General features: G+C 68.6%; 19 protein-coding genes. 12 read left to right on the plus strand and 7 right to left on the minus strand.

All coding sequences use genetic code 11. The annotated features are described in order from the left end of the window. Genes KIT86_RS15445 through KIT86_RS15455 form a run of 3 tightly spaced genes read left to right on the plus strand, consistent with a single transcriptional unit; the run spans position 1 to position 1,810 of the window. On the plus strand, positions 1-240 hold the full coding sequence (locus KIT86_RS15445) for a hypothetical protein (RefSeq protein WP_297399902.1): 240 nt from the start codon (positions 1-3) through the stop codon (positions 238-240). A 30-nt stretch (positions 241-270) separates the two neighbouring features. Then, the gene (locus tag KIT86_RS15450) at positions 271-825 is read left to right on the plus strand and encodes a DUF3299 domain-containing protein (RefSeq protein WP_297399904.1); all 555 of its coding nucleotides are present in this window, start codon (positions 271-273) and stop codon (positions 823-825) included. Between the two features lie 28 nt (positions 826-853). Beyond that, on the plus strand, positions 854-1,810 hold the full coding sequence (locus tag KIT86_RS15455; RefSeq protein WP_297399906.1) for an AEC family transporter: 957 nt from the start codon (positions 854-856) through the stop codon (positions 1,808-1,810). A gap of 13 nt (positions 1,811-1,823) precedes the next feature. On the opposite strand, the gene KIT86_RS15460 is transcribed toward KIT86_RS15455, so the two are convergent. Next, positions 1,824-2,276 carry a hypothetical protein gene (locus KIT86_RS15460; RefSeq protein ID WP_297399908.1) on the minus strand — a complete coding sequence of 151 codons (453 nt, stop codon included), beginning with the start codon at positions 2,274-2,276 and terminating at the stop codon, positions 1,824-1,826. 2 nt (positions 2,277-2,278) lie between these two features. Then, positions 2,279-2,809: a GNAT family N-acetyltransferase gene (locus KIT86_RS15465; protein WP_297399910.1), complete on the minus strand. Its 531-nt coding sequence runs from the start codon at positions 2,807-2,809 to the stop codon at positions 2,279-2,281. A gap of 180 nt (positions 2,810-2,989) precedes the next feature. Here KIT86_RS15465 and rpsP point away from each other — a divergent pair, with 180 nt between their 5' ends. The 6 genes from rpsP (at position 2,990) to KIT86_RS15495 (ending at position 7,146) form a co-directional block, all read left to right on the plus strand. After that, entirely contained in the window at positions 2,990-3,244 is a 255-nt protein-coding gene (rpsP, locus tag KIT86_RS15470) for a 30S ribosomal protein S16 (protein WP_291120671.1), read from the plus strand. 16 nt (positions 3,245-3,260) lie between these two features. After that, complete coding sequence (rimM, locus tag KIT86_RS15475) at positions 3,261-3,860, plus strand: ribosome maturation factor RimM (protein ID WP_297399912.1); 600 nt, start codon at positions 3,261-3,263, stop codon at positions 3,858-3,860. Between the two features lie 183 nt (positions 3,861-4,043). Beyond that, positions 4,044-4,820, plus strand: coding sequence for a tRNA (guanosine(37)-N1)-methyltransferase TrmD (gene trmD, locus KIT86_RS15480; RefSeq protein ID WP_297399914.1), 777 nt, complete (start codon positions 4,044-4,046; stop codon positions 4,818-4,820). A 133-nt stretch (positions 4,821-4,953) separates the two neighbouring features. After that, positions 4,954-5,310 (plus strand): 50S ribosomal protein L19, encoded by a 357-nt coding sequence (gene rplS, locus KIT86_RS15485; protein WP_066268749.1) that lies wholly within the window; start codon positions 4,954-4,956, stop codon positions 5,308-5,310. 152 nt (positions 5,311-5,462) lie between these two features. Continuing rightward, the gene (locus tag KIT86_RS15490; RefSeq protein ID WP_297399917.1) at positions 5,463-6,146 is read left to right on the plus strand and encodes a CoA pyrophosphatase; all 684 of its coding nucleotides are present in this window, start codon (positions 5,463-5,465) and stop codon (positions 6,144-6,146) included. 61 nt (positions 6,147-6,207) lie between these two features. Continuing rightward, on the plus strand, positions 6,208-7,146 hold the full coding sequence (locus tag KIT86_RS15495; protein ID WP_297399919.1) for a CobD/CbiB family protein: 939 nt from the start codon (positions 6,208-6,210) through the stop codon (positions 7,144-7,146). Positions 7,147-7,203: 57 nt separating this feature from the next. Here the strand turns inward: KIT86_RS15495 and rsgA are convergent, their stop codons facing one another. The 3 genes from rsgA to KIT86_RS15510 are packed head-to-tail and all read right to left on the minus strand — an operon-like array spanning position 7,204 to position 9,740. Further along, entirely contained in the window at positions 7,204-8,142 is a 939-nt protein-coding gene (gene rsgA / locus KIT86_RS15500) for a ribosome small subunit-dependent GTPase A (protein ID WP_297399921.1), read from the minus strand. Beyond that, on the minus strand, positions 8,142-8,462 hold the full coding sequence (locus tag KIT86_RS15505; RefSeq protein ID WP_297399922.1) for a 4a-hydroxytetrahydrobiopterin dehydratase: 321 nt from the start codon (positions 8,460-8,462) through the stop codon (positions 8,142-8,144). The genes rsgA and KIT86_RS15505 overlap by 1 nt, the downstream gene beginning before the upstream one ends. 15 nt (positions 8,463-8,477) lie before the next feature. Then, the gene (locus KIT86_RS15510) at positions 8,478-9,740 is read right to left on the minus strand and encodes a M48 family metallopeptidase (protein WP_297399924.1); all 1,263 of its coding nucleotides are present in this window, start codon (positions 9,738-9,740) and stop codon (positions 8,478-8,480) included. A gap of 84 nt (positions 9,741-9,824) precedes the next feature. Between KIT86_RS15510 and orn the strand changes: the two genes are divergently transcribed. The 3 genes from orn (at position 9,825) to KIT86_RS15525 (ending at position 14,396) form a co-directional block, all read left to right on the plus strand. Continuing rightward, a complete protein-coding gene (orn, locus tag KIT86_RS15515; protein WP_297399926.1) occupies positions 9,825-10,418 on the plus strand; it encodes an oligoribonuclease in 594 nt (197 codons plus the stop codon). Between the two features lie 92 nt (positions 10,419-10,510). Next, entirely contained in the window at positions 10,511-12,103 is a 1,593-nt protein-coding gene (locus tag KIT86_RS15520; protein WP_297399928.1) for an inorganic phosphate transporter, read from the plus strand. A 331-nt stretch (positions 12,104-12,434) separates the two neighbouring features. Continuing rightward, positions 12,435-14,396, plus strand: coding sequence for a DEAD/DEAH box helicase (locus KIT86_RS15525; RefSeq protein ID WP_297399930.1), 1,962 nt, complete (start codon positions 12,435-12,437; stop codon positions 14,394-14,396). Between the two features lie 234 nt (positions 14,397-14,630). Here the strand turns inward: KIT86_RS15525 and atzF are convergent, their stop codons facing one another. Both atzF and KIT86_RS15535 read right to left on the minus strand, forming a co-directional pair. Next, complete coding sequence (gene atzF, locus KIT86_RS15530) at positions 14,631-16,472, minus strand: allophanate hydrolase (protein ID WP_297399932.1); 1,842 nt, start codon at positions 16,470-16,472, stop codon at positions 14,631-14,633. A gap of 31 nt (positions 16,473-16,503) precedes the next feature. Next, a partial coding sequence (locus tag KIT86_RS15535; RefSeq protein WP_297399934.1) for a carboxyltransferase domain-containing protein occupies positions 16,504-17,806 on the minus strand: 1,303 nt, incomplete at its 5' end.

The raw sequence follows: 17,806 nt of genomic DNA on the forward strand, positions 1-17,806 counted from the left end.
ATGAAAAAAACCCTGTTTCTGCTCGCCGCCGCCTGGCTCTGCACCGCCGCGCTGGCCCAGCATTCCGACAAAGAGACCAAGGAAGACATTGCGCGCCACCGTGCCATGGCCGTGGCGCATGAGGGCGCGGCCAAGTGCCTGGAGGCCGGCAAGGGCGAAAAAGTCTGCATGCAGGAACTTGCGGTGGCCTGCAAGGGTCTGGCTCTGGGAAAATACTGCGGCATGCGCCACGCGCACTGACCGCTGAGATCCCACGCCGAGACGACTGCCATGCGCCCTTTGTTCCAAGCTTCCCGAATCGCTGCGCTGCTCGTGATGGGCGGGGTGTGGCTGAACGGCGCCGGGGCCCAGGCCCTGAGTTCGCCGGTGCCGCCCGGCTCCGCGCCGAGCCAGCCCTCGGGCCTGCCGCACGGTCAGGGCGCGGGCGTGCACAGTCCGCTCAGCCCTTTCGCGCCCCTGCCCAAGCGCAACGACGTGGTCGCCTGGTCCACGCTGACCGACATCACCACCAAGGTCGAGAAGAAACGCATCGTGCCGGTGTACCCGGCGCCGGTGGCCGAACTCAACCAGAAAAAGCTGCGGCTGCAGGGTTTCATGATGCCGCTGGAGCCCGGTGAGAGCCAGCGCCACTTCCTGCTCGCGTCGGTGCCACTGACCTGCGGCTTCTGCACGCCGGGCGGGCCCGAGAGCATGGTCGAGGTGCGCACCAGCAAACCGGTCAAGTACAAGCTCGAGGCGGTGGTCGTCGAAGGCACCTTCCACGTCCTGCAGAACGACCCCTACGGCCTGTACTACCGCATCACCGGCGCCGTCGGCGTCGAATGACGCGGCGCCCTGGCGATACCATCGCCGGGTGAACATCGCCAGCCACCCCGTCGTCGCTTCCCTCACCCCGGTCTTCATCCTGATCGGTCTCGGCTACCTGGCCGGGCGCCTGCAATGGATCCGCGATGCCGCGGTCAAGGACCTATCCAACCTGGTCTTCCTGCTGCTCATTCCGGCGCTGCTGTTCCGCACCATGAGTTCCGTGCATTTCGAGGAGCTCGACCTGAGGCCCATCGGGGCCTATTTCCTCGCTGCGCTGTCGCTGCTGGGGGCATCCATCGCCTGGCGCGGTTTCAACCGGGGCAGCGTGGTGCTGGCCCTGGCCGGCACCTTCTCCAACATGGTGATGCTCGGCATCACGCTGGTGGAGCTGGCCTATGGCAAGAGCGCGCAGGTCACGGTGCTCACGCTGGTGTCGGTGCATGCACTGATCCTGCTGACCACCGGTTCCATCGTGCTCGAACTGGCGGTGGCGCGCGAGGCCCGGGCGGGCGGCCAGCGCGCGCCACACGTGCTGGCCACGGCGTGGTCGGCCTTCAAGGGCGCGCTCATCCACCCGATTCCCCTGCCCATTCTTTGCGGTCTGCTGTTCGCGCAGACCGGCCTGACACTGCCCACGGTGGTGGACCGGCCGCTGCAGTTGCTGGGCAGCGCCTTCGGCCCGATCGCCCTGGTGCTCGTGGGCGTGACCCTGGCGCGCACGCCCATGGCCGGTCACCTGCGGCAGGCCCTGTGGGTCAGCGTGTCCAAGAACCTGGTGCTGCCGCTGCTGGTGGGGCTGTGCGCCTGGGGCCTGGGCATCACCGGCATGCCGCTGACCGTGATGGTGGTGGCCGCGGCGCTGCCGGTGGGGGCCAATGTGTTCCTGTTCGCCCAGCGCTACGAGGTGGCGCAGGAAGTCACCACCGCCGCCATGGGGCTGTCCACCGTGCTCGCGCTGTTCACGCTCAGCCTGGTGATGACCGCCATGGCCTGGCTCAACTGAGCGGTGCGCGCGCTCACTGGCTGATCTTGCGGCCTTCCTCGACCTGGTACTCGAAGTAGCGCTGGAAGCCAAACGCCAGGCTCCCCATCAGCGCGATGGTGCCCATCAGCAGCGCGGCGACGAGGGCGCCGATGGTCAGCCAGTTGGTGCCCCCCGACACAGCGTCCGCAGGCAGCTGGGGGTTGAACTGGCGGTTCCATTTCTCCCGGTCGGTCAGGGCGTAGACGATGGCCATCAGGCAGCTGGCGGAAATGGTCGCGCCCAGCAGGGGGATGAGCACCCACGAGAGCTTGTCGTCCTGCCCGTAGAGCAGCACGCGGTCCACGCCCCACAGGCCCAGTGCCGCCGGAATCGGGTGCAGCCAGCCCACCCAGTCACCCAGGCCGCGCAGGTAGAAGCGGTGCAGGCCGAGCATGCCGCCCAGCAGCGCCAGCCAGACCGCCAGCGTCTTGTTCTTGCGCACCATGCTCACACCCCCTCGTTCGGCGGCGTGCTGTCACCGGCACCCAGGGTTTTCTGCATCAGCACGATGTCGAGCCAGCGGTCGAACTTCCAGCCGCACGACTGCACCACGCCCACGGGCTCGAAGCCCAGCGCCTTGTGCACGCCAATGGAGCCGGCGTTGGCCGAGTCACCGATCACCGCCATCACCTTGCGCGTGCCCGCGCGCTCCAGCGCGGCCAGCAGCTCGGCCAGCAGCGCCCGGCCCAGTCCCCGGCGGTGGGCCGACGGGTCCATGTAGATCGAGTCCTCGACCGAAAAGCGGTAGGCCGGGCGGGGCTTGAACCAGTTGCCATAGGCGTAGCCCAGCACCTGGCCGCCTTCCTCGGCCACCAGCCACGGCAGCCCCTTGCCCAGCACGTCGGCGCGCCGCGCCGTCATTTCGGCCTGGGTGGGCGGGGTGGTTTCAAAGGTGCCGGTGCCGTGCAGCACATGGTGGCCATAAATGCGGGTGATCGCTTCGAGGTCTTCGTCGCGGCTGGGGCGGATCAGGGGCATGGGTCGGGTGGGTCGCTTGGGGGAGGGGCTGGCAAAACCAGCGAACGGGCTATAATCGCGGGTTTCGTGGCGTTTCGCTGGCCGGGTGGTCAGTCGTGTGTCTCAAGCGCTGCAAATAAAGCGGGTCGCAAGATCCAGTGAAGTACCGATCCTGGTACCTCTCCACCCGAAGGATAAATCATGGTCGTCATTCGACTCTCCCGCGGCGGCGCAAAAGCCCGTCCGTTCTACAACATCGTGGTTGCCGACAAGCGCAATCGCCGCGATGGCCGCTTCATCGAGCGCATCGGCTTCTACAACCCCCTGGCCCGTGGTGGTGAAGAGCCCCTGCGCATTGCCATGGACCGCCTGACCTACTGGACCGGCGTTGGCGCCACCCCGTCGGACACCGTGGCGCGCCTGGTCAAGCAGAACGCTGCCAAGGCCGCGGCCTGATCCTGCTCGCAGCAAGGTGAGCCACCCCGCGTCCGGCGCCTTCAAGGCGTTGCCCCTGCCCGACGACGCCGTCGAGCTGGGGCGCATACAGGACGCGTGGGGCATCAAGGGCTGGGTCCGCATCCTGCCCCACAGCGCCGACACCTCGGCGCTGATCGCTTCCTCCTCCTGGTTCCTGCAGCCGCCCGAAACCCGTTTCGCGCGCGGCTTCTCGGCGTTCACGGGCTGCGTGGGCGTGAGCGTGGCGGAAGTGAAGCCCCACACCGACGGCCTGGTCGCCCAGCTGGACGGCGTGGACGACCGCAACGCGGCCGAAGCCCTCAAGGGCGCGCGCATCTACCTGCCGCGCAGCGCCTTTCCGGCCACCCCTGAAGGCGAGTACTACTGGGTCGACCTGATCGGTCTGGACGTGTTCAATCGCGAAGGCGTCCACCTGGGCGTGGTGCGCGACCTCATGCCCACCGGACCCACCTCGGTGCTGGTGCTCGAGCACACCGAGGCGGTGGACGGCACCGAACAGACCGCCGAGCGCATGATCCCCTTCGTGGCGGCCTACATCGACGACGTCGACAAGGCCCAGCGCCGCATCACCGCCGACTGGCAAAAAGACTATTGAGGTTTCCCCCCTGCGCCGCTGGCGCGGCTTCCCCCCGGAGGGGGGACGGCGCCTGAGGCCCGGCAATGCCGGTTCCTCGGCCTCCCTTGAAACAGGCACGCGCTCCGGAGCGAAAGCACATTCCCAGGGGTGCCGCGGGGCTGGCTTTGCCAGACCGCTGGCGCAGGGAGGCGACAATCCACCATGCGCTTTGACGTCATCACCCTGTTCCCGGAGCTGTTCGCGCCCTTCCTGCAGCACGGCATCAACCGCCGCGCCTTCGAGTCCGGCCAGGTGGCCGTGCACCTCTGGAACCCGCGCGATTTTGCCGAGGGCAACTACCGCCGGGTCGATGACCGCCCGTTTGGCGGCGGGCCGGGCATGGTGATGATGGCCGAACCCCTGTGGCAGTGCCTGCAGGCCATCCGCGCCGCGCGCGCGCAGGCCGACGACGCCCGCGCCCCCGTGGTGCTGTTCTCGCCGATCGGCGAGCCGCTCAACCACGGCGGCGTCGAGGGCTGGGCGCACAGCCAGGGCGCGGTGCTGGTGTGCGGCCGTTATGAGGGCATCGACCAGCGCTTCATCGACACCTGCGTGGACCTGCAGATCAGCCTGGGCGATTTCGTGCTCTCGGGGGGGGAGATCGCGGCCATGGCCCTGCTCGACGCCGTGGCTCGCCTGCAGCCCGGGGTGCTCACCGACGAGGGCAGCCACCAGCAGGACAGCTTCAATCCCGCGCTTGACGGCCTGCTCGACAGCCCGCACCACACCCGCCCCGAGGTCTGGCAAGGCCCTCAGGGACCGATGGCGGTGCCGCCAGTGCTGCTGGGTGGCCACCACGAGCGCATCGCCCGCCACCGCCGCGAGCAAAGCCTGATGCTCACCGCCCGCCGCCGGCCCGACCTCCTGGCCCGTGCCCAGGCGCAGGGATTGCTGGACGGCGCGGACCTGGCTTTCCTGCGCGCCCAGGGCTTGCTATAATCCAAGGCTTTTCGATCCTCTGACCGGCCGCCGCGACCGGGCCACCCCGCAGACCCCCCAGGGTCTGGACAGGGGCCCTGCCGGATTCGCGGCCTTTAGTGCAGCGCGGCCATGACCGACAAAACAGGAAATCATGAACCTCATCCAAACCCTTGAGCAAGAAGAAATTGCTCGCCTTGGCAAAGTCATTCCCCCGTTCGCCCCTGGCGACACCGTGATCGTCAGCGTGAACGTGATCGAAGGCACCCGCAAGCGCGTGCAGGCCTACGAAGGCGTGGTAGTGGCCCGTCGCAACCGCGGCCTGAACTCCAGCTTCATCGTGCGCAAGATCTCCAACGGCGAAGGCGTCGAGCGCACCTTCCCGCTGTACAGCCCGCTGATCGCCAAGATCGAAGTCAAGCGCCGCGGTGCCGTGCGCCGCGCCAAGCTGTACTACCTGCGCGAGCGCAGCGGCAAGTCGGCCCGCATCAAGGAAAAGCTGGGCGCGTAAAGCGCATCGGGCTCGGCCCGATCGCACGCAAGCTCAAAAAAGCCGCTCCCCGGAGCGGCTTTTTTGCGTCTGGCTCCGCCGCCGGGCCGCCCCGCCGCGCAACAGCCCCGCGCCTCGGGGGGTGTGGGGCTTCTCGTTATGCTTGCCCCCACATGACACAAGTGCTTCCTGCTTTTGATCCGCGTCTGGTGCCCATCGTCGCGGACGAGGCCGACGAAATGCTGCGCCCGGCGCAGGCCCAGCGCCTCACGCCTGCGGGGCTGCGTGAGCTCTTCGCCCGCCCGCCCGTGTGGACGCCCGAGCTGCACCGCGAGCGCAAGTTCGCCGACCGCGCACCTGCCGAGGCCGCGGTGCTGCTGCCCCTGGTGATGCGCGACGAACTCACCCTCATCCTGACCCAGCGCACAGCCCACCTCTCCACCCACTCGGGCCAGATCGCCCTGCCGGGCGGCAAGCTCGACCCCGAGGACGCCGATGCCACCGCCGCCGCCCTGCGCGAGGCGCAGGAAGAGATCGGCCTGGAGCCGGACCGGGTGGAGGTGCTGGGCACCTTGCCGGTGTACGTCACCGGCACCTCCTTCATCGTCACGCCGGTGGTGGGACTGGTGCGGCCGGGTTTCGATCTGGTGCCCAACCCGGACGAGGTGGCCGACGTGTTCGAGGTGCCCCTGGCTTACCTCATGAACCCCTTGCACCACCGTCGCCACGCACTGGCTTTCGAGGGCGTGGTGCGCGAGTGGTACTCCATGCCCTACCTGGACGGCGACCGCGAGCGCTTCATCTGGGGCGCCACCGCCGGCATGCTGCGCAACTTTTACCGCATGCTCAGCGCCTAGGGGCCGGCTGTGCCGCGTTGCGCCGGGTGGCGCGCGCCCCTCACGCCACTATGATGGTGCCATGAGTTTTTTCGCCATCCTCATTGCCCTGCTGCTCGAGCAGGCTCGCCCGCTCGCCTTTGACAACCCCGTTCACGCCGGCCTGCGCGGCTGGGCGCGCACGGTGCGCCGCAACCTCGACGCCGGCCAGTCCTCTCATGGCTGGGTCGCCTGGGCGCTGGCGGTGGGCGTGCCGGCGGCCATCGCGGGCCTGGTGTATTGGGGTCTCTGGCAGTTCAGTTCGGTGCTGGCTTTCGCGTGGACCGTGGGCATCCTCTACGTCACCCTGGGCTTTCGCCAGTTCAGCCACCACTTCAGCGAAATCCGGCAGGCGCTCGATGCCGGCGACGATGCCACCGCGCGCGAGAAGCTGGCCCGTTGGCTGCGGGTGGACGCCTCCAGCCTGCCGCGCACCGAGCTGTTGCGCCAGGTGATCGAGCAATCGGTGCTGGCGGCGCACCGCCATGTGTTCGGCGTGCTGGTCTGCTTCGTGGTGTTCTGGGCCCTGGGGCTGGGCCCGTCTGGGGCGGTGTTCTACCGGCTGGCCGAGTACCTCTCGCGCAACTGGCGCGCGCGCCCGGACGGCACACCCAGCCTGGCGCTGCAGCACGCCGCCGCGACCGCCTGGCGCTGGGTCGACCACGTGCCGGCGCGCATGACGGCGCTGGGCTTTGCCGTGGTGGGCAATTTCGAGGAGGCCGTGGCCAGCTGGCGCGGTGACGCCGAGCGGTTTGCTCCCGGCAGCGACGGCGTGGTGCTGGCCGCCACCTCCGGCGCCATCAACGTGCGGCTGACCCCGCAACTCGATCCGCTCACGGTCGAAGACGACGAGGTGGTGGGCGACCCCAGTGCCCGTCCTGACCCGCAACTGGCCCACCTCAGCAGCGTGGTGGGCCTGGTGTGGCGCGCGGTGGTGCTCTGGATGCTCCTGCTCGCGCTGCTCACCCTCGCAGGCCTGTAGCGGGGGAGCGGTCGACCCGCTCCGAACGCCGTGGAACTCGCTGCGCCAGGCCGCTGGCTAATACCGGCGCTTGTCCGAGAGTTCCGCGAACAGCTCCCGGTAGAGCCGGTAGCGGTTTTCGCTGATCGCCAGCGGATCGTCTCCCGGCTGGTCCGGCTCCCCGGTCTGCACATGTTCCACCACGCCGCAGCCCGGCTCGTGCAAGTGCGTGCAGTTGTAGAAGCGGCACTGCCCCAGCGTGGCATTCAGGTCGGGCATGAGATGGGCCAGCTGCATCGGCTCGATGTGGTTCAGGCCGAATTCCTGGAACCCCGGTGAATCGATCAGCGCGGTGCGGCGCTGCGCGTCCACCCAGTACCAGGTGGTGCTGGTCGTCGTGTGCTTGCCCGAGTTGAGCGCGCGCGAAATCTCACCCGTGAGCGCCCGCGCCTCGGGCACCAGCCGGTTCACCAGCGTGCTCTTGCCCACGCCGGAGGGGCCGAGCACGAGCGTGCGCTTGTTCTCCAGGCGCTGCTGCAAGGCGTCCAGGCCGCTTTGCGCGCCATCGCCCGCCTTCAGGCGCAGGGGCAGCACCGTGCAGCCCATGCGGCGGTACGGCTCCAGGCGGGCCCAGGCGCGGTCGAAGGCGGGCTGCAGGTCGCTCTTGTTGAGCACGATCAGCACGTCGATGCCCTCGGCCTGAGCCGCGATCAGGGCGCGCGTGAGCTGGCTTTCGGAGAACTCCGGGTCGGCCGCCACGAGCACCAGCACCTGGTCCAGGTTGGCGGCGAACGACTTGGTGCGCATCTCGTCCTGCCGGTAGAACAGGTTGCGCCGCTCGTCCACGCGCTCGATGCTGCCTTCGTCGCCGGTGACCTGCCACTGCACGTGGTCGCCCACGACCACGGCGTTCTTCTTGCCGCGCGGGTGGCAGATGCGGCGTTCGCCGTCCAGGCTCTCCACGAGGCAGTGGCGCCCATGGGCGGCCACCACCAGACCGGGTTGGAGATCGGCCATCAGGCCTTCTGCAGCGCGTCCACCGCGGCGGCGCAGTGGAAGTCGCTGACCGAAATGCCGTCCACGTCGTGCGTGTTGAAGCGCACCGTGCAGCGGCCGTAGCTCAGCGACACGTCGGGATGGTGGTCTTCGCGGTGCGCGATCCAGGCCAGCGCGTTCACAAAGGCCATGGTCTCGTGGAAATTGGCGAAGCTGTAGGACTTCTCCAGCGCGCCGTCGATCAGCTTCCAGCCCTGGGCGGCATCGCCGTTGAGCTGGGTGAGCTGGGTCACGATTTCGGTGGCGGAGAGGGCGCGGCGGTTCTGGTGGATCGGGTTCATGGGGTCGGGTTCACGTCAGGCGGGCCGCAGGCGGGAGAGGCGTTCGCTCGCCGGCGGGTGGGAGTAGTAGAAGCGCGCGTACAGCGGATCGGGCGTGAGCGTGCTGGCATTGTCCTTGTAGAGCTTGAGCAGTGCACTGGCCAGGTGCGGGCCGCTGGTGTGCGCCACCGCGTAGGCATCGGCCTCGAACTCGTGCTTGCGCGAGAGCTGCGCCATCAGCGGCGAGAGGAAGAAGGTGAACAGCGGCACCACCATCATGAACAGCAGCAGGGCCAGCGCGTCGTTGGGCGTGTCCATCGACGGCGTCACGCCCAGGCCGCTGAAGAACCAGGCCTGGCCTGACAACCACCCCAGCAGCGCGAAGCCGGCCAGGCTCAGCGCAAACATCAGCGCAATGCGCTTGAGGATGTGGCGGCGCTTGTAGTGGCCGAGTTCGTGCGCGAGCACGGCATCGATCTCGTCCGGGCTGAGTTGCTTGAGCAGGGTATCGAAGAACACCACGCGCTTGGCCGCGCCGAAGCCGGTGAAGTAGGCGTTGGCATGCGCGCTGCGCTTGCTGCCGTCCATCACGAAGAGGCCCTTGGCCGCAAAGCCGCAGCGCTGCATGAGGGCGTTCACGCGCGCCTTGAGCGTTTCGTCCGACAGCGGCTCGAACTTGTTGAACAGCGGTGCAATGACGGTCGGGTAGAGCACCAGGGCCAGCAGGTTGAATGCCATCCAGACACCCCAGGCCCAGAGCCACCAGGCCGGGCCGGCCGCGCCCATGAGCCAGAGCACCAGCGCGGCGATGGGCAGGCCGATCAGCGCGCCCACCAGCGTGCCCTTGACCAGGTCGCCCAGCCAGAGCGACATCGTCATCTTGTTGAAACCGAAACGTTCCTCAAGGCGGAACGTGACGTACCAGCCCAGGGGCAGGGTGAGCAGGCCGCCGATCAACACGAAAGACGCCAGCAGGGCCAGCTGTTGCAGCAGGCCGCCGCCCAGCGCGTCCAGCAGCAGCTGGTTGAGCCAGTCCAGGCCGCCCAGCAGGGTCCAGCCCAGCAGCAACGCGGCCTCGAACGCGGTCTCCAGCAGGCCCAGGCGCGCCTTGGCGATGGTGTAGTCGGCCGCCTTCTGGTGCGCGGCCACCGAGATCGTGTCGCTGAAAGCCGCGGGCACGGCATGGCGGTGGCGGGCCACATGGCGGATCTGCCGGCTGGCGAGCACGGTGCGCACCAGCAGGCCCAGCAGCAGCAGGGCGCAGAAAACGGCGGTGAAGGCGAAGGAAGCGGTGTCCATGAAGCCGAGTCTATCGAAGACAGGCTGTCGCGCGCGCCGTGGGGCCGGCGGCCTCCAGCCGGCCAATCGGCGAGAATGCCGGCCATGACTTCTGCCTCCACCGCCCCGGCGGGCACCGCCGCCGACACCCCCACCCTCGCCAAAAGCGACCAGAACCTGGTCTGGATCGATTGCGAGATGAGCGGGCTCGACCCCGAAAAAGAGCGCCTGCTGGAAATCGCGGTGGTGATCACCGGTCCGCAGCTCACCCCGCGCGTCGAAGGTCCGGTGATCGTGGTGCACCAGAGCGACGCCGTGCTCAACGCCATGGACGCCTGGAACAAGGGCACGCACGGCCGCAGCGGCCTGATCGACAAGGTCAAGGCCAGCACGGTGAGCGAGGAAGAGGCCGAAGCCACCCTGCTGGCCTTCATCGCCCAGTACGTGCCCAGGAACGGCTCGCCCATGTGCGGCAACACCATCAGCCAGGACCGCCGCTTCCTGGTGAAGTACATGCCCAGGCTGGAGGCCTACTTTCACTACCGCTGCCTGGACGTGAGCACACTCAAGGAACTCGCCCGCCGCTGGCGGCCCGAGGTGTACGAGTCGTTCAAGAAGCACCAGAAACACACCGCGCTGGCCGACGTGCACGAGTCCATCGACGAGCTCGAGCACTACCGCACCCACTTTCTGCGCTGAAACCGCGCCCCATGGCTTGCACCCGCGCGCCGCGCGCAGGCCCCGGGGTGTGGGGCCACATGTCAAAATTGTGACGTTCACATGAGATTCGCATGACAAGAAAATCCCGTTACCGCTTCGTATCGAAGCACCAGGAGGTGTTCCAGCTGGGCGCCGCGGTGTTGTTCCTCCTCCTGGTCGGGCTCTATGCCTCGCTCACCGGCGCTTCCACCGCCGGCCTGGCGACCTCGGCGATGTGGCTGCTGATCGTGGCCGCGGCGGTGGGGGCCTACATGGCCATGAACATCGGCGCCAACGACGTGGCCAACAACATGGGGCCGGCCGTGGGCTCGGGTGCGATGACCATGGGCTGGGCCATCGTCGTGGCCGCCGTCTTCGAGGCGCTGGGGGCCATCGTGGCCGGCGGTGACGTGGTCGGCACCATCAAGGGCGGCATCATCGACGCCGCAGCCATCTCGGACCCGGCGCTGTTCGCGTGGGTCATGTTCGCCGCGCTGCTGGCCGGCGCGCTCTGGCTCAACCTGGCCACGGCCCTTGGCGCTCCCGTGTCCACCACGCACTCCATCATCGGCGCGGTCATGGGCGCTGGGATTGCCGCCGGAGGCTGGGGGCTGGTCAACTGGGAAACCATCGTCCAGATCGTGATCAGCTGGGTGGTCTCGCCGCTGGCCGGTGGCGCCATGGCCGCGGCCTTCCTCTACATCATCAAGCGCAGCGTGACCTACCGCAGCGACATGATCGACGCCGCCAGCCGCGTGGTGCCCCTGCTGATCGGCGCCATGGTCTGGGCCTACACCACCTACATGCTGCTCAAGGGCCTGGGGCAGTTGGTGCAGGTCGGGGTGCTGACCGCCATGGCCGCCGGTGTCGTGATGGCCGTGCTGGTCTGGGCGCTGGTGCGCAAGCCCATCGCGGCTCTGGCGCGGCGGCAGGAGAACAGCAAGAACGGCGTCAACCGCCTGTTCACCTGGCCGCTGGTCTGTTCGGCCGCGCTGCTGAGCTTCGCCCACGGCGCCAACGACGTGGCCAACGCCATCGGTCCGCTGGCCGCGATCTACGAAGCCGTGAAGGACGGCGCCGTCGCCACCAAGGCCGGCACGCCGCTTTGGATCATGGTGCTGGGCGCGCTCGGCCTGGCCGTGGGCCTGGCGCTGTACGGCGCGCGGCTCATCCGCACCGTGGGCAAGGAAATCACCGAGCTGGACAACATGCGCGCCTACGCCATCGCCATGTCGGCCACGCTGACCGTGATCGTCGCCTCGCAACTGGGCATGCCGGTGTCGACGACGCACATCTCCATCGGCGCGGTGTTTGGCGTGGGCTTCCTGCGCGAGCTCCTCAAGGTGAACTACGCCAAGATGGAGCGCGTGGTGCGATCCGGCCACCAGGGCGCCGACCGCGATGTGGTCGAGGCCTACCTCAGCCGTTTCGAGGCCGCCGAGGTGAGCGAGAAAAAGCGCATGCTGGCGGAAATGAAGCAGCGCGCCAAGCAGCGCGAACTGTCGCAACCGGAAGACGCCGTGTTCGCCAAGAAAGAACAGAAGGCGTTCAAGAAGGCCTACAAGAAGGAGATCGTCAAGCGCTCCGTGGTCATGCGCATCGTGGCGGCCTGGATCGTCACCGTGCCAGCCACCGCCGTGCTGGCGGCGCTGCTCTTCTACGTGGTGCGCGCGGTCCTCGACTGAGGGGGCGGGCCGCCTGCCCGCGGCGCGAAAGCGCGCCGCGCGCCCGAAGGCTTGGGGTTTTCCCGAATTCGTGCCATAATCAGCGGCTTCGCAGGCAACTGCGATGATTTGTGCATCTGCCTCACACACCAGGCCCCCCGCAACCGCAGGATGGGGCCTTCGCTCCCGGTGTCACGCTTCTCCCTGTGACCCATGGCGCGTCGATCGTTTGATGGTTGATGTTTTGTAACCACGAACGGATCCGACGTCCCGGAGCTGCCGCCTTGCCAAGGCCGGCCGTCCCTACCACGTTTGCATTCGATCAATTGCGCCTCTGGGCGCATGGACGAACATGAGCGACTCTTTTGAAGCCCGCGGCGATTTCTCGCCCGAAATCCTTTCTGCCGACACCGAGGCAGCCACCCCCATCGTCGAGGCCGTCGAGCCGGACGAGGCCGTCGAGCCTGCCGAGCCGGCAGGCCCCAACGGCTTCGAGCTGTTGGGTCTGGCGCCCGAGCTGGTGCAGGCGTGTGCCGACCTCGGCTACGTGCAGCCCACCACCGTGCAGAACAACGTGATCCCCAAGGCCATGCTGGCCGAGGGCGAGCAGCGCTTTGCCGACCTGATGGTCTCCAGCCAGACCGGCAGCGGCAAGACCGCCGCTTTCCTGCTGCCCGTGCTGCACACCCTGCTGCAGCAACGCGCCGCCGCCGACGCCAAGGAGCGTGCCGATCGCGAACGCGCCGTGGCCGAAGCCCTGGCACGTGGCGAAGCCCCGCCCAAGGCGCCCAAGCGCAAGGACCCCACCAGCTCGCGCAACTTCAAGGCCGCCACCCCCGGCGCCCTGATCCTTTGCCCCACGCGCGAACTCGCGCAGCAGGTGGCCAACGACGCCATCGACCTCGTGCGCCACTGCCGTGGCCTGCGCATCGCCAACGTGGTCGGCGGCATGCCCTACCAGTTGCAGATCGCCCGCCTGCAGAACGCCGACCTCGTGGTCGCCACGCCCGGCCGCCTGCTCGACCTGCAGCGTTCGCAGCAACTCAAGCTCGACCAGGTGCAGTTCCTCGTCGTCGACGAAGCCGACCGCATGCTCGACCTGGGCTTCTCGGACGACCTCGCCGAAGTCAACGAACTCACCAGCCAGCGCCGCCAGACCATGATGTTCAGCGCGACCTTCGCGCCGCGCATCCAGCAGCTCGCAATGCGCGTCATGCACGAGAACGGCAAGCACGTCCAGAAGGTGCAGATCGACAGCCCGCAAGAGCAGCACGCCAACATCAAGCAGGTGCTGTTCTGGGCCGACCACGCCGATCACAAGCGCAAGCTGCTCGACCACTGGCTGCGCGACACCACCATCAACCAGGCCGTGGTGTTCTGCAGCACGCAGATCGAATGCGACGGCCTCGCCAACGACCTGCAGCAGGCCGGCTTCGCCGCCGTCGCACTGCACGGTGCGCTCAACCAGGGCATGCGCAACCGCCGCCTGATGGCGCTGCGCGCTGGCCAGGTGCAGATCCTGGTGGCCACCGACGTCGCCGCGCGCGGCATCGATGTGCCCACGATCACCCACGTCTTCAACTTCGGCCTGCCGATGAAGGCCGAGGACTACACGCACCGCATCGGCCGCACCGGCCGTGCCGGCCGCGACGGCCTGGCCGTCACGTTTGCCGAGTTCCGCGACCGCCGCAAGATCGGCGACATCGAGGCCTACACGCGCCAGCGCATCAACGTCGAGACCGTGCCCGGCCTCGAGCCGCGCCAGCGCGCACCGCAACCCGAGTTCGGTGGCCGTGGCCGTCCGGGCGCGGGCCGTGGTGACCGTTTCGGTGGTGGTGGTGATCGCAACTATGCCGATCGCAGCAACTTCAACGCCCGCGGCCCCGCGCCGCGCGGTCCGCGTTTCGAAGGCCGTCCGGAAGGCCGCTTTGACGCGCCCCGCGTCGACCACAGCCGCCCGGAAACGCGTTTCGACCCGCGCTTCGAAGGCCGTGCCGAGCCGCAGCCGCGCCATGAGAACCGCTTCGACAACCGAGGTGAAAACCGGTTCGACAACCGGGGCGATCAAGGCGGCTACCGCCAAGACACCCGCCCCGCCAGCCGTGGTTTTGGTGACCGGGGTGCGGCCCCGGCGCGCACCGGTGGCAAGCCTGGCGGCTTCTCCAGCTTCGGCCGCAGCGACAAGGGCGGTGAATCGCGCGGTGGCTTCAGCGACCGTGGCAACGCCGAGCGCGGCGCCATGCGCGGCGAGTTTGCGCCGCGCCGCAACGAAGGCGGCCCGTCCCGCCCGATGGCACGCCGCGCACCGCGTTAAGCCGCTGCGGCATCGCATCAAAAAAGCCAGGCCCTTGGGCCTGGCTTTTTTATGTCCGTCGGGCGAAGCGCAAAACGCAGCCTCGCTCTGCGTTCTAGACGAAGCCGTTCCGATAGATGGCCAGTGAAATGCCTGCGCTGCGCCCCTGCTCCAGGGCAGGCACGAAATGCGGCAGCGTGATCCTGTGAGGCAGCTTCTGCCGCTGCGCAGCGGTTCAAGACAAAGGGTGTTGGCTCAGCGCGGTGCCCCCGCCGCGAGCCACGCACGCCAACCGCCGAACGACGTGATGTCCGTCGCGCCCGCGATGCCCTGGCCTTCGCAGATGAAGCCCGGCACCTCGCTGCCATCGGCCAGCTTCACCTTGCCGATGCCCAGCGGCGCAGGAATGCCGGCCACGAAGCTGCCGAAGAGGGCGGTGGGCACTTCCCACACTTCCATCGCGATGGCCGCGCCGCCTTCGGCCACGCGCACCATGCCGGGCCGTTGCACCGGTCCGCCCGACAAGGCGTAGAAGCGGTACTCCGGCGCGCAGGCCGGGCTGTCGACCAGCCGCGCGCCGCGCGAGGTCAACTGGTGGTTCAGTGGCAGGCCCGAGAGGTGCGCGCCGCACACCGCCACGCGCACCGTGCCTGAGCCGGCCGCGCCCATGTCGCCGCCGGGCAGGCCGATGCAGGCGGGCGTGGCCGACACGTCGATGCCCGTCGCACCCAGCGAACCACCGAGCGCGCGGTGAAATCGGTCGGCCAGGCGCAGCAGCGCCAGGTCCTTGTGTGCGGGTGCGCCCAGCGTCACGCCCCAGGGCAGGCCCTTCGCGTCGCCGCTGGCCAGCACGCCGGCCGGCACCGCCACGGCGCACTGATCCAGCAGGTTCACGAAGTTGGTGTAGCGGCCCAGGTTCGCGTTGAGGCGGATCGGGTCGGCCTGCATCTCGTCGATGCGGTAGACCGTGCCGGCGGTGGGTGTGAGCAGGCAGTCCACGTCGTTCCACACGCGGTCGCACACCCGGCGCAATGCCTTGAGCTTGTAGGCACCCGCAAAGGCCTCGGCAGCGGTCTTGCCGCGCCCACCTTCGATGATGCCGCGCACCGGCGGAAACACCGCGTCGGGCTGCGCGTCGATGAAACCCTGAATCGCGACATACCGTTCCGCGACCCAAGGGCCTTCGTAGAGCAGCTTCGCCACCTCCAGGAACGGCGTGAGGTCGACGGTGACGGCCGTGCCGCCGAGCGACTCCAGGCGCTTGACCGCGTCGGCGAACAGCGCCGCCGCCGCCTCGTTGCCAAAGAAGGCCAGGTCCTTGTCGCGCGGCACGCCGAAGCGAAACGGACCAGCTGAAAAATCCACGCCCAATGGCTGGGCCGGCCGGCTGTAGGCATCCGCCTCGTCGAACGCCGCCGCCACGCCCAGCACGGCCTGTGCGTCGGCCGCCGTGAGCGCGAGGATGGAAGGTGTCTCCACCGAACGGCAGGCCGGCAACACGCCCCAGGCCGAGAGCAGGCCGAGCGTGGGCTTGAGGCCGATCAGCCCGTTGAACGAGGCCGGCACGCGGCCCGAGCCGGCCGTGTCGGTGCCCAGCGCGAACGTCACATACCCCTTGGCCACGGCCACGCCCGAGCCCGAGCTGGAGCCGCCCGAGATGAAAGCCGGGTTGTGGGGGTTCTGGCACGCGCCGTAGGGCGAGCGCGTGCCGTTCAGGCCGGTGGCGAACTGGTCCAGGTTGGTCTTGCCCACCGGCACCGCGCCGGCCGCCAGCAATTGGCGCACCACGAAAGCGCTTTCGGCGGGCGTGTAGGCGAACTCGGGGCAGGCGGCGGTGGTGGGCACTTGCGCGAGGTCGATGTTGTCCTTGATCGCGAACGGCACGCCGTACAGGGGGAGGCTGGCCGGGTCCACACCGTCCAGTCGGGCCAGGTAGGGCTCGACCTCGGCCGCGCTCAGCACGTGAATGTACGCATGGTGCGTGTCGGCCGCGCTGCGGCGCAAGGCTTCGGCGATCACCTCGCGCACGGTGGTGGTGCCTTCGCGGTAGGCGGCTTGCAGACTGGCAAGGTCAAAAGACAGGGAACTCAGGGACATGGCAAAAGACTCCTTGGATTTCTTCAACAGGTCAGACCGTCGCTTCGTCGATCAGCACCAGCACGTTCTGCCCGGCGGCCACCGCGCCGCCTTGCGCGCACATGAGGCTGTGCACCGTGGCGTTGGCGGGCGCAAGCAGGTTGAACTCCATCTTCATGGACTCGATCACCAACAGCACGTCACCCGCCTGCACCTGCTGGCCCACGCTCACGGCCACCTTCCACACATTGCCCGGCACGCTGGTGGCCAGTGCGCGCGCCCCCTCGGGCAGGTCGATCTCGGCCTCCACACCCGCGGCGGCCACATCCGCCTCGCTCGCGTACTCCACCTGGCCCGACGCGGCCCAGCGCTCGCGCTCGGCCTCGAACGCGGCCTGCTGCCGGGCCTTGAACGCGCTGATCGCTTCGCTGTTCTCGGCCAGGAACCGCCGGTACGCCTTCAGGCTGAAGCTGCCGTCTTCCGTGCGCAGCGCATACCCGCCGTGCGGGAAGCGCGCGCGGATGTCCTTGAGCGCCGCCTCGCTCACCGGCTCGAATCGGATCTGGTCGAAAAAGCGCAGCAGCCAGGGCTGCTCGAACGGCGTGCCCGGCCTGCCGTGCCGCCAGCGGTTCCACATCTGCAGCGTGCGGCCCACGAACTGGTAGCCCCCGGGGCCCTCCATGCCATACACGCACAGGTAGGCCCCGCCGATGCCCACCGCGTTCTCCGGCGTCCAGGTGCGCGCGGGGTTGTACTTGGTGGTCACCAGCCGGTGGCGCGGGTCCAGCGGCGTGGCCACCGGCGCGCCCAGGTACACGTCGCCCAGGCCCAGCACCAGGTAGCGCGCGTCGAACACGATGTTGAACACCTCGTCGATTGATTCCAGGCCGTTGATGCGTCGGATGAACTCGATGTTGCTCGGGCACCAGGGTGCGTCCGGCCGCACCGACTGCATGTACTTCTCGATGGCGAGCTTCGTCTGCGGGTCGTCCCACGAGAGCGGCAGCACGATGGTGCGCGAGGGCACCACCATCTCGTCCACTGGCGGCAGCGCATCGTCCACTTCGGCGATCACGCGCAGCAGCGCCTCGCGCGGCAGGCTGGCGGGGTCGAAGTGCACCTGCAGCGAGCGAATGCCCGGGGTGAGATCGATCACCCCGGCCAGGTGCTTGCGCTTGAGGCCTTCGAGCAGGGCCTGCACGCGCATGCGCAGCTCCAGATCGAGCGTGAGCGTGCCGAACTCGATCAGCACATAGCGGTCGCCCGCCTGGCGCACCTCGGGGCGCGGGCGGTGGCCCTCGGCAGCGCGGTCGTGCAGGATGGGGGGTGCGGGCGTGCCCGCGCGGTGGTGAATG

Origin of the sequence: Hydrogenophaga sp. (assembly GCF_026125825.1) — a bacterium.
In the GTDB taxonomy this organism is placed as follows: Bacteria; Pseudomonadota; Gammaproteobacteria; order Burkholderiales; family Burkholderiaceae_C; genus Hydrogenophaga.

What these genes read in the sequence shown, in the direction of transcription:
- KIT86_RS15445 (WP_297399902.1), top strand. Translation starts at nt 1, where the DNA reads ATGAAAAAAACCCTGTTTCTGCTCGCCGCCGCCTGGCTCTGCACCGCC.
- KIT86_RS15450 (WP_297399904.1), top strand. Translation starts at nt 271, where the DNA reads ATGCGCCCTTTGTTCCAAGCTTCCCGAATCGCTGCGCTGCTCGTGATG.
- KIT86_RS15460 (WP_297399908.1), bottom strand. Translation starts at nt 2,276, where the DNA reads ATGGTGCGCAAGAACAAGACGCTGGCGGTCTGGCTGGCGCTGCTGGGC.
- KIT86_RS15465 (WP_297399910.1), bottom strand. Translation starts at nt 2,809, where the DNA reads ATGCCCCTGATCCGCCCCAGCCGCGACGAAGACCTCGAAGCGATCACC.
- rpsP (WP_291120671.1), top strand. Translation starts at nt 2,990, where the DNA reads ATGGTCGTCATTCGACTCTCCCGCGGCGGCGCAAAAGCCCGTCCGTTC.
- trmD (WP_297399914.1), top strand. Translation starts at nt 4,044, where the DNA reads ATGCGCTTTGACGTCATCACCCTGTTCCCGGAGCTGTTCGCGCCCTTC.
- rplS (WP_066268749.1), top strand. Translation starts at nt 4,954, where the DNA reads ATGAACCTCATCCAAACCCTTGAGCAAGAAGAAATTGCTCGCCTTGGC.
- KIT86_RS15490 (WP_297399917.1), top strand. Translation starts at nt 5,463, where the DNA reads ATGACACAAGTGCTTCCTGCTTTTGATCCGCGTCTGGTGCCCATCGTC.
- KIT86_RS15495 (WP_297399919.1), top strand. Translation starts at nt 6,208, where the DNA reads ATGAGTTTTTTCGCCATCCTCATTGCCCTGCTGCTCGAGCAGGCTCGC.
- rsgA (WP_297399921.1), bottom strand. Translation starts at nt 8,142, where the DNA reads ATGGCCGATCTCCAACCCGGTCTGGTGGTGGCCGCCCATGGGCGCCAC.
- KIT86_RS15505 (WP_297399922.1), bottom strand. Translation starts at nt 8,462, where the DNA reads ATGAACCCGATCCACCAGAACCGCCGCGCCCTCTCCGCCACCGAAATC.
- KIT86_RS15510 (WP_297399924.1), bottom strand. Translation starts at nt 9,740, where the DNA reads ATGGACACCGCTTCCTTCGCCTTCACCGCCGTTTTCTGCGCCCTGCTG.
- orn (WP_297399926.1), top strand. Translation starts at nt 9,825, where the DNA reads ATGACTTCTGCCTCCACCGCCCCGGCGGGCACCGCCGCCGACACCCCC.
- KIT86_RS15520 (WP_297399928.1), top strand. Translation starts at nt 10,511, where the DNA reads ATGACAAGAAAATCCCGTTACCGCTTCGTATCGAAGCACCAGGAGGTG.
- KIT86_RS15525 (WP_297399930.1), top strand. Translation starts at nt 12,435, where the DNA reads ATGAGCGACTCTTTTGAAGCCCGCGGCGATTTCTCGCCCGAAATCCTT.
- atzF (WP_297399932.1), bottom strand. Translation starts at nt 16,472, where the DNA reads ATGTCCCTGAGTTCCCTGTCTTTTGACCTTGCCAGTCTGCAAGCCGCC.